11 protein-coding genes and 1 pseudogene are annotated in these 9,503 nt (G+C 45.1%); 4 read left to right on the top strand and 8 right to left on the bottom strand.

Features of this window, described 5'->3' with window-relative positions; translation table 11 throughout:
• Positions 1-2: 2 nt before the first annotated feature.
• The 6 genes from BCT34_RS21240 to BCT34_RS21210 form a co-directional block, all read right to left on the bottom strand.
• Positions 3-203 (bottom strand): hypothetical protein, encoded by a 201-nt coding sequence (locus tag BCT34_RS21240; RefSeq protein WP_102300683.1) that lies wholly within the window; start codon positions 201-203, stop codon positions 3-5.
• A complete protein-coding gene (locus BCT34_RS21235) occupies positions 191-886 on the bottom strand; it encodes a hypothetical protein (protein ID WP_076651443.1) in 696 nt (231 codons plus the stop codon). The genes BCT34_RS21240 and BCT34_RS21235 overlap by 13 nt, the downstream gene beginning before the upstream one ends.
• 305 nt (positions 887-1,191) lie before the next feature.
• Entirely contained in the window at positions 1,192-1,419 is a 228-nt protein-coding gene (locus BCT34_RS21225) for a hypothetical protein (protein WP_055318511.1), read from the bottom strand.
• Positions 1,416-3,539, bottom strand: coding sequence for a DNA topoisomerase III (locus BCT34_RS21220; RefSeq protein WP_076651441.1), 2,124 nt, complete (start codon positions 3,537-3,539; stop codon positions 1,416-1,418). The genes BCT34_RS21225 and BCT34_RS21220 overlap by 4 nt, the downstream gene beginning before the upstream one ends.
• 95 nt (positions 3,540-3,634) lie before the next feature.
• Complete coding sequence (locus tag BCT34_RS21215) at positions 3,635-3,820, bottom strand: hypothetical protein (RefSeq protein ID WP_241902812.1); 186 nt, start codon at positions 3,818-3,820, stop codon at positions 3,635-3,637.
• A 62-nt stretch (positions 3,821-3,882) separates the two neighbouring features.
• Positions 3,883-4,320, bottom strand: coding sequence for a single-stranded DNA-binding protein (locus BCT34_RS21210; protein ID WP_019821569.1), 438 nt, complete (start codon positions 4,318-4,320; stop codon positions 3,883-3,885).
• A gap of 999 nt (positions 4,321-5,319) precedes the next feature.
• On the opposite strand from BCT34_RS21210, the gene BCT34_RS21205 reads away from it, so the two are divergent.
• The gene (locus BCT34_RS21205; RefSeq protein WP_076651439.1) at positions 5,320-6,273 is read left to right on the top strand and encodes a hypothetical protein; all 954 of its coding nucleotides are present in this window, start codon (positions 5,320-5,322) and stop codon (positions 6,271-6,273) included.
• Between the two features lie 65 nt (positions 6,274-6,338).
• Here BCT34_RS21205 and BCT34_RS21200 read toward each other — a convergent pair whose 3' ends face one another.
• Positions 6,339-6,497: a Hok/Gef family protein gene (locus tag BCT34_RS21200; protein ID WP_017110292.1), complete on the bottom strand. Its 159-nt coding sequence runs from the start codon at positions 6,495-6,497 to the stop codon at positions 6,339-6,341.
• Positions 6,498-7,326: 829 nt separating this feature from the next.
• On the opposite strand from BCT34_RS21200, the gene BCT34_RS21195 reads away from it, so the two are divergent.
• Entirely contained in the window at positions 7,327-7,740 is a 414-nt protein-coding gene (locus tag BCT34_RS21195; RefSeq protein ID WP_076651438.1) for a hypothetical protein, read from the top strand.
• Between the two features lie 241 nt (positions 7,741-7,981).
• A pseudogene (locus tag BCT34_RS21190) lies at positions 7,982-8,278 on the top strand (HU family DNA-binding protein); the annotation flags it as partial.
• A 74-nt stretch (positions 8,279-8,352) separates the two neighbouring features.
• Here the strand turns inward: BCT34_RS21190 and BCT34_RS21185 are convergent.
• Positions 8,353-8,586, bottom strand: a complete 234-nt coding sequence (locus BCT34_RS21185; RefSeq protein ID WP_076651437.1) for a DinI-like family protein — start codon at positions 8,584-8,586, stop codon at positions 8,353-8,355.
• A gap of 195 nt (positions 8,587-8,781) precedes the next feature.
• Between BCT34_RS21185 and BCT34_RS21180 the strand changes: the two genes are divergently transcribed.
• Entirely contained in the window at positions 8,782-9,420 is a 639-nt protein-coding gene (locus BCT34_RS21180; RefSeq protein WP_102305866.1) for a recombinase family protein, read from the top strand.
• Positions 9,421-9,503 lie beyond the last annotated feature (83 nt).

The following is a 9,503-nucleotide window of genomic DNA, read 5'->3' as shown; positions in this document are numbered from 1 at the left end:
TTTTACTTGACCACTACAGTATCTAATGCCCCGTCTTGCTCGCGTTTAACCATTCTCCGCCAACGTTGGTCGTTTAAAAAGCGGTAGAGCGTTTTCCATGTCAGTACCTTCACCGGCTCGCATTCACCATCCATACCGTGAAGCGAAGCCATCGTCGATGACAGTAACACTTGGGGCGGCGATAATGCCGTTAACGTGCCCATAGTGCCTCCCCTTTTTGAATTAACGCGCTGCGTGGAGACGTCACCATGCGGTCGCGTGTGTCGAAGTCCACCCTGTCCAGATCCAAAGAATGAGCGCCCATCACTTCACCATCAAAAAGCGGCGAGTGCCCGTGCGCAAGAAACCAGCAACCAAAATCTGAACGAGAAGGGGCTGGCCCCATTTTTATTGACAATGTGTAAGAAAAATCTTCTGGCTCAAGGTGAGTGGTATATTCATCCTCCGAGTCTTCCCATTGCTGATCCCATTGACGCTGGGCCTGTCTATAGGACTCACTAGCGCGGTGATATCGCGTGACACAAGCCCGCTTATGCACCCCAAGATAACGACAGACTTTAAAAAAGCCGTGCAAATGCGCTATTGTCACGTCTGACTCAAAACGCATCACGCCTTTACTTAGGGTAAAGGTGCCTTGTATCCAGCAATCTTGACGCTCAGGTTTACTGGGCAACGTCCATAGCCCAACAAAGGTATACTGGCCTTTCGTCAGTTTCTTAATATAGGCTTGGCCATACGCAAAACGACGTTGACCGATAGATTGGCGAACCCCACCCAGTGACAAGACTTCATGATTACGAAGCTGATTCAATTTAGATTTATAATACAGTGGGCGACGGGCTCGCTTGAAGAACTCAAGCAACGTCATCTCGATAGACGAACTCATCCTTCCCCTCCATAGATTTTCATCATAACGTCATGCGCGACTTTCAATTTTTTCACCCCGTTATAGATATTGCGGCGCGAAACGCCGGTGATAAACTCCGCCAACTCGTAGGTCTGGCCATGAATAATACGAAGGCGCACCGCCTTCCGAGTACTGTTAGGAAAGTCCCGCTCTGAATACACTGACAACAACGCCTCAAGCTGACCTTCTGTGAGAAATTGCCTCATACCCCTCTCACCCATTCAGCGCTTAAAGCTGAATTTTTGTGTCGTCTAGCCGACTCATTATTCAACTCTTTCTTGAATTCAAACCTCAGAAGAGCCAATCCACTGCTCACCGAGGTAAGCGTCCCAACCGTCTGGACTCACCGAGAAATAATCGACACACTCCAGCGCATCGTGCGTCCAGCCGCCTTTGGGGGCGTGGTACTGAACCACTTCCACCCCCTCTAGGCTCAGAATACGAAGCAAGGCCAACGTGCGTCCTTCCATCAGGTCGGGCTCAGCCGGTGATAACGAACGGGCGACTATCATGAGCCCATCTCCTTTCCTAATTTGCCTTTGTCATCGAAATGACGCTTCTGACAGCCTTGTTTCCACGCGCTGCAGCTCCAGTAAAAACTGCCTTTGTTTTTCCCAGACTTGCGCACCAACACGCCTTTGCCACAGGCACATTTTTGATTTTTGGCGGGCTTGCCACGCACGCTATCGAGAATAAGGCCACATTGCTCGCGGTCTTCACACGCCCAAAACGGTTTCTTTGCAGAGCGAAGGCGCATTTTTTTACCACACAATGGGCAGGGCGCTTCGGGCTCTACGACTTTCGGTAAGTTGATGGTGATGTCACCGGACTTCACCTTACTGACAATGGCTCGCACAAACCCTTCTTGGTTTTGCATAAAGGCATCGAGGCTCATCTCTCGTTTTGCAATACTTTCTAATGACTGCTCCCAAATCGCGGTCATCACCGGGTTACTCACTTCATTGGGCAGTGCCTGAATCAAACCGCGTCCAGCGTCGCTACTTAAGAGCTTTTTGCCTTTCGCTTCCACAAAGCCGCGCTTTTTGAGCGTCTCAATGATGGCCGCGCGCGTCGCTTGCGTGCCAAGCCCCGCCGTCTCTTTCAAAATCGCTTTGAACTGAGCGGGGATATTATCGCTGCGCGCAATATTGGCCATCGCATCGAGGAGCGTCCCTTCGGTAAACGCAGAAGGCGGCGTGGTTTTCTTACTCACCACATTGACCTTGGAAAACGTCAGCGACTGACCGACCGTTAAGGAAGGCAGAGATTGAGACGCGCTTTCTTCGCTCTTCCCTTTCCCCTCTTCTTTTTCTTCCTTAGTGACAACCCGCCAGCCTTTAACGCGCTCCACTTTGCCGGAGGTTTTAAAGCGGTGCCCCCCACACTGCAATTCAATCACAGTGGCATCGTCTTCGGCGTGCGGATAGAACTGAGCGACGTAACGCTGCACGATGGCTTGATAGACCTGCTTTTCACACTCACTGAGCCCGCTGAGCGTCGGCGCTTTCGCGGTGGGAATGATGGCGTGGTGCGAGCTTTGCGCCACTTTTTTATCGTTCCAACACGCGCTGCTTATTGCCCCGTCCGCGCCCTGGCACATCGATGCGAACTCGGAAGTCTGACCCAGCGTCCTCAAAATTTGAGTCACTTCGCCCTGCTGACTCACCGGCAAGAACGCGCAATCGGTTCTCGGATAGGTGGTCAGCTTGTGTTTTTCATACAAGGCTTGCGCCGTATCGAGCACTTGCTGCGCGGTGTAACCGAATTGAGCCGACATGGCCTTCTGCAGAGAGCCCAAGAAAAACAGCGCAGGGTGTTTGGCTTTTTGGCGTTTGGTATCAAATGCCGTCACTGTCGCCACTTGTCCCTGACAGTCACGAACCACACACTCAGCCACCTCACGAGACAAACAGCGTCCTGATTCATCACTCTGCGCCTCTGGCACTTGCCATTTAGACGAAAAGCCCGTGTCACTGGTGACGTCATAAAACGGTTTAGAGACAAAGTGAGCGATGGCCAAGTCTCGCTCAACCACCAACCGTAAGGTGGGCGTTTGAACACGGCCCACCGATAAAGCGCCGCGATAACCGGCTTCCCGTCCCACTAGAGAGCAAAGCCGCGTTAGGTTCATACCCAACAACCAGTCGGCTTGACTGCGACCGAGCCCCGCCCAATAGAGCGATTCTGTTTCACTGCCGGGTTTGAGATTATTCAGACCTTTACGAATGCTGGCTTCGTCTAAGGCGCTGAGCCAAAGTCGAGAGACTTGGCCTTGGTAACCCACAAACTCTAAAATCTCACGAGCAATCACCTCCCCTTCACGGTCGGCATCGGTGGCTATCACCACCTCTGTCGCGCTGGCCAATAATTTCTTGATGACATTGAACTGTTTTTTCTTATCGGGTGGCACGACCATTTGCCAGGTCGATGGCACGATAGGGAGCGTGTCATAAGACCAAGCTTTTAATGCGGAGTCATAATGCTCCGGGTCAGCTTGAGACAAAATATGACCAAATCCCCAGGTCACGACCACACCTTGTCCTCGCAGCGCCCCCTCGATTTTTTCATGACAACCAAGTACCTTGGCAATGTCTCGTCCTTGAGACGGTTTTTCACATAAAAGCACACGCATGGTTTACCTCCAACCTACGCACAAACAAGGTGACCGCGTCACCTTTAGAGCGCCTTCTTGATAAAGAAAGCACTGACCCAATAACAAATCACCCATCATGATGTCGTCACCTTGCTGGCGAGTTGCTGCTTCACCCAACCTGGCGTGACCTTACTGAGCGTCATGCCTTCACGGTTGCCAATTAAAGCCTGCTGCACTTGCGAACAAAATGGCTCTTGCGCTTTCACGCCGAGCTCCGCTTGAGCGCGTTGGTCGGCGTCACCACTACGGCGGGCGCGCACTCGAAATCGGAGCGCGGCAATGGCGTTAGATAAATTCACTCCTCTCATCTATCACTCCCTATTTAAAGTTCAGATTGAGAGGCTGGGTTATTATGCGCCCCTGATTGTTGCGGCTTTTTTAATAACACCGCATCCACACGCTGCGCCATGATGGTAATTAACGAAGCCGTTAATGCCATGCCTGACGTCATTTGACCTGGGTTATTTTTATCTTCCCAAACGTCGATGCGGAGTTCGCCTTCAATACGCACGCGCATGCCTTTTTGTAATAACTTACTTAACGCCTCAGCGTCACGTCCCCAATAACTGATATCCACCCAAAACCCGCCCTTATCTTCATAAGGACGCTCTGGATCTTGTGTTTTAATTAAACGGTCGTACTTGACGTTAAATTTTAATAACGGTCTAGCTTCACCATTCGAACGGTCATTAGCCGGCTGCCAACGCAATTCTGGTGTCATACCAATATTGCCATCAAAAATAAAAAGACCTTTTGCCATCTGTTTTTCTCCTTTGAATAAAGTCACGAGAAACAGTATCAAAAAGGCAATAGGAAAATCTCAATTAGAATTGTCAAAATAAAGTATTTCTAATTGAGATTATTTTAATTATTTCTGTTACACTATTTAAAGTTACGCCCAAACATCATTTATTATTATACTGATTACGTATCAATACACAGAACTGATCGCTTAACGCTTTATTTCTTTTGCCTCCCCCCTTTGCTTTCCCTTTCCCCTCCTGCCTCAGTCAACAATATATTGCTCCATCAACAAGGTTGTCGCGTTCGCTCCATTTTCCACCTTGATACTGCCTCATGCGTGTTATTTCTCCTTACTGCCTCATTTATTTACATCTTGCCTCAACGTAATACCGAAATCCCCCGTTTTTATCCCCGTCCCCCTCTGGGTGAGATCTTCGATATCGACCCAGAGGGGGCACATACCACTTGTTTTTGAGCCAAAAATCTGTTCACCTTAGATTATCGGTAGAAAGCTTAACCGTAAAAATCTCGCTTTTTAAATGAGGCAAAAATATGACGTTATCCCAACAACTTTATGATCAACTCAATCAACTCGATCTAAAAAAACGAGGCGATCAAAAATTGATCACCTCCAGAGAGAAATACTATTTCTGAGGCAGAGGTTAAATTATTATCAGATTCAGAGTTGGCTAAAAAAAGAAAAAAATATTGAAATATCCATATCACAACTGGCTCATTGCATTAACAACAGATGGATAGATAAATGACATGAGGCATATTGACAACAATACAATAAAAGAACTATCTCTATCTATACTGATGTTCCCCAATAATAAAAGTAAAAGAAGACGACGTCAGTTTTCGAGACTTGATCCTTATAGACTAGAAATAATGACATTACATAATGAAATCAACGCGAGTTTGTATCAGATTCAACAATGGTTGGAAATCTATCATAATATAGTTATTTCAATCAGCGGGTTACACAAGCGCATTAGTTTTTGGGATAATCAATATGAAAGCAGTAAAAAGAGAGAAAAAGATTCAAAAACAAAGTAATCAATTTTTTAATTTCCATTACTTAGGTCTAGGACATAAAAAGACAAAACAATCCACTCTCATTCATGGTGTTCGCACTATGAATGAAAATATAAGAATCATCACAAAAGTCTTAAGAGACACAGGACTTGACCGTATTAAACAAATTAGTTTTGATGTGGCTCAGCAATATTTACAAGATAGTCGTAATTTAGGTTACAGTCATAAACATCTTTCAAATATAAAGTCCAGTTTACAGCGTGTTATTGATAAATACTCACAAGGTAAACGGTTAACAATACCTAAAATTGATCCCGAATTTATCTCTTCGGTCAGGGCCAAACAGCAAGGGAATTTAGCCAACAAGAACCGAGCTTACTTAGACTCAGATCTCAATAAAATCATTCAAAACATGTCTCCTCACCATGCGTTTTCCACTCTTCTTGCATACAGCGCTGGTTTACGTGCAGAAGAACTTTTTACCATCAGACGCAATGATGAGGGTAGTGCTTCAAAGCATCGAGCATGGCGAACAGACCGATTTCATAACCGAGGAGAAGGAGTTTGCTACTTAGTAACAGGGAAAAATGGCCTTGTAAGGGAGGTGTTTATTCATCAAGATTTGGCCGATAAGCTTGAAACATTAAGGTTTGATACACCCCAATTTAGCAGCGATCGAAAGATCCGCTACGAGCAGCGTTATAACTTATGTGCAGGCAACCGATTCTCAAAAGCTTTCAGTCATGCTTCATACAAAACGTTAGGGTGGTCTTTGGGCGCGCATGGATTACGTTTTTCTTATGCGCAAAGAAGAATGGATCATGAACTACTGGACGTGTCTTACGATGATGCCTTGCATATTGTTAGTCAGGAATTAGGACATTTTCGTCCAGAGATCACGTTAAGATATATTTATCCGTTTGGTAAATAAGGGCGCTCTTAGACCATGCTTCACAAAACTGAATCAGGAGGGGTTTTACCCCCTCCTGTCCAGCTCTACCTTACTGCTTCGTAGACAACAAATTGAGCCAGAAAACTTGTGCCACCATCCTGGTAGCGAACCTCACAGAGTGAGTCTCGAACTAGCCATAAGCTACACAAGAACGTAAAGCACAGGACAATAAGTCCCGCGAGTGCTGTTTTATTTTTCGGCATTTTTGTTGCCTCCACAGTAAAGAGGCTCTACAATGAGCTTGATAGACATCACTTAGGCCTCGTTAAATGAAAGTTACTGCTTCAACAGTAACCGGATAACGGGGCTTTTGTTTATCTGCCACAAGCAAACATAAAAGTCAGTCACTCATGGTAAATAAGCCAAGAGCGCCCACACAAATTCTACCACAAGCCTTTCAAATCAAGAACGTTTGTTTCCAACACCCCCACTTTCACCATTGATATCAAGCTTGTCAAAAACGACAAAGGGCATTCATTTGTGCTTCAAATGAATGCCCTTTGTACCTCTTAAGTTTACGCCTTGCGGCGACGTGATTTCTCACGAATTAATCATTCAAGCATGATTTAGGCTCGCCAGCTTACACGCTGACTGGTAGTGCTAAAGATAAAGAATCGCTCCTTAAGTTAAGTCATTTGACGCAATGGTCCCCCTCAGAACCTGGGCATCAAGTAAGGTTATGTTGCTTGCAACAGGCTGTCGCAAAGTGGAATTTAGCCCTTAGAAATAAGAGCAGTATAATGACGCAGTGGCCATATTGAATTGATGTAAAAATCAAACAGTTGAATGAACAGGCGCAAGGCCTGAGCAGTTAAGTATGCTTTCACTCCTTTCTACTAGAGAAGAAGCCGCGACACGTTTCAGAAAGCCATTTAAGGGGGGTTAACCCCGTGTGCTTAATACTGTGCAGTCAGTATTCAACTACAACAAACTTAGTATATCACAAGATAAAACAATGTGATGGGCTGGCTAGATGACTCAAAAATGGGGTTATAATGTTTTTCTGTCATTGAAACAAAGATAAGGTCTCATATGGGTAATCCTGAGAAGCGAAAAAAAAGAGCTAAGTTAAAAGCAAAAGCGACAAAAGTTCAAAAAAACAAAAATACATTCCACTCCCAGTCTGGACATCCACACTTTCTCGAAGAGCCGATGGAAATTGATGATGACCTAATTTCATTTTTCAAGACGCTTCCATTGGCTGATCAAGACTATAAAGCTGTTCCCGCTTTGAAGCGCTTTGTTGAACAACAAGGAGACACACCAATTGATGGGGTTTCAGACCATGTTAGGGAATTATTTGCGTTATTTATCCACTGGTGCGAAAACTCACCAATGTATCCATTCAGTGTGATGACATTAGCTATGGATCTAGAACGTGACCCCGACTTTCATGCAGCTTTCGTTAGTCAACAATTAGCAAACCAAGCATCCAAAGGTCTGTAATATTTTATGTCACTTCCATTATATATGAGGGTCTATGGCGGTCTTTAATATCCGTTACTTGGATAAAGAAAAAAACACACTCAAGTCCGAAACGGTGTATATGCGATCTTTAGCCACTGCAAAAGCCAGTGCCACTACACACGCGACGGAAAATACGTTTAAAATAGAAATTAGCGACGTTGTCGATAAACCCCTCGCCTTTCGCTATGCGACTGGCAAGTGGGATGAAGAAGAAAAACCAACTCTAGAACAAGGAAAAGAGATGAACCGTAAAGAATTAGTGGATCATATCGCAGAAGAAGTCGATATAACCAAAAAAGAAGCCGATGCCGCACTGAAAGCCATCATCGAAGGCATCACCACGACACTGGCTGATGGTGATGACGTGACTTTGGTTGATTTTGGTACGTTCAAAATAACCCACCGTGCTGCGCGTGAAGGCCGTAACCCGAAGACCGGTGAAGTCATTCAAATTGCGGCGTCACAAAGCCCAACATTTAAAGCTGGTAAAAAACTGAAAGAAGTGTTGAATCCATAACGCTTTGCAGCCTCACTGGAATATTGATAATTTTAGTGAGGCTATGAATATCAAACCTATGCCCTCTTCATTCATCATACGAGAAGCCACTCATCAGCTTCATTGAACGCTTGCTCGATCACCTTATTCACTCTCTTCTTCTCATCTTTATCTCTGGAATACACTTCTAAGTTATTATTCGTCCCTTTACGGACTCGTATTCGAGCGTCAGGATAAAGCGGCTTTAAACGACGCTCTAGTTCCTCGGTTATTTTTCCTAGACCGCCTTTCGGTAATACTTTTGCATCGACCATCATTTCAACACGCATTTTCGCTTACCTCATATTCAACCACACCACAATACTGTTTAAATTAACAGTGTAAGCATAAGTGAGTATTGTCAATCCATTTGATGGTGGTTTATTTTAGGCACACCTTTAATGCACTAGGTTATTTTAGTGCTGTAAATAGCAAAAATAGATGTATAATGCACCAACTTAACTAAACCAATGTAAAATGCACCAATGAACAGCAATATACGAATTTATGGTTACCTAAGAGCATCGACCGACGAGCAAGATGCTTCACGAGCAAAAAATGACCTTATTGACTTTGCAGACAAAATGGGGTTCCCGATCGCGTGCTGGTTTGAAGAAAATGAATCTGGCGCTCAATTACATCGTCCTGAGTTATTTCGACTACTCGATGTCGCCATGGCCGGTGATATCATCCTAGTTGAGCAGGTAGACCGAATTAGTCGTTTGAACACCAAAGATTGGGAGCAACTGAAAAACATCATCGCCAATAAAGGGCTAAAGGTGGTGGCATTAGACCTACCGACGAGTCATCAATTCATGAAGACCACCGATGAGTTTACAGAACGGATGCTTGCAGCACTCAACAGCATGATGCTCGATATGCTGGCCGCTGTCGCAAGAAAAGATTATGAAGATAGACGTCGACGCCAAGCGCAAGGCGTACAAAGAGCGAAAAAAGAAGGGAAATACAAAGGTCGACCGGTTAATGTCAAATTGCACCAAAAGATAGAAGGCCTACTTCGAGAAGGCAAAAGCTACAGCCAGATTGAAACGCTTATAGGTTGCTCCAGACACACGATTTCCAAAGTTTCTAAATTAATAAAAAACAACAAGACACTATGTTAAAACCATCACGACAAGAACATAGCAGCTACGCTGCAATTGGGCGCGTGGCAGGTTTATGAGTATAATCAGGTTTTTCATTCGCT

Source organism: Vibrio sp. 10N.261.45.E2, assembly GCF_002875705.1.
Classification (GTDB): Bacteria; Pseudomonadota; Gammaproteobacteria; order Enterobacterales; family Vibrionaceae; genus Vibrio.
This window is presented reverse-complemented; position numbering and strand designations above follow the sequence as displayed.

Bases quoted from the DNA above. Each gene is read 5' to 3' on its own strand.
- BCT34_RS21240 (WP_102300683.1), bottom strand. From the start codon at position 203: ATGGGCACGTTAACGGCATTATCGCCGCCCCAAGTGTTACTGTCATCG.
- BCT34_RS21235 (WP_076651443.1), bottom strand. From the start codon at position 886: ATGAGTTCGTCTATCGAGATGACGTTGCTTGAGTTCTTCAAGCGAGCC.
- BCT34_RS21225 (WP_055318511.1), bottom strand. From the start codon at position 1,419: ATGATAGTCGCCCGTTCGTTATCACCGGCTGAGCCCGACCTGATGGAA.
- BCT34_RS21220 (WP_076651441.1), bottom strand. From the start codon at position 3,539: ATGCGTGTGCTTTTATGTGAAAAACCGTCTCAAGGACGAGACATTGCC.
- BCT34_RS21210 (WP_019821569.1), bottom strand. From the start codon at position 4,320: ATGGCAAAAGGTCTTTTTATTTTTGATGGCAATATTGGTATGACACCA.
- BCT34_RS21205 (WP_076651439.1), top strand. From the start codon at position 5,320: ATGAAAGCAGTAAAAAGAGAGAAAAAGATTCAAAAACAAAGTAATCAA.
- BCT34_RS21200 (WP_017110292.1), bottom strand. From the start codon at position 6,497: ATGCCGAAAAATAAAACAGCACTCGCGGGACTTATTGTCCTGTGCTTT.
- BCT34_RS21195 (WP_076651438.1), top strand. From the start codon at position 7,327: ATGGGTAATCCTGAGAAGCGAAAAAAAAGAGCTAAGTTAAAAGCAAAA.
- BCT34_RS21185 (WP_076651437.1), bottom strand. From the start codon at position 8,586: ATGCGTGTTGAAATGATGGTCGATGCAAAAGTATTACCGAAAGGCGGT.
- BCT34_RS21180 (WP_102305866.1), top strand. From the start codon at position 8,782: ATGAACAGCAATATACGAATTTATGGTTACCTAAGAGCATCGACCGAC.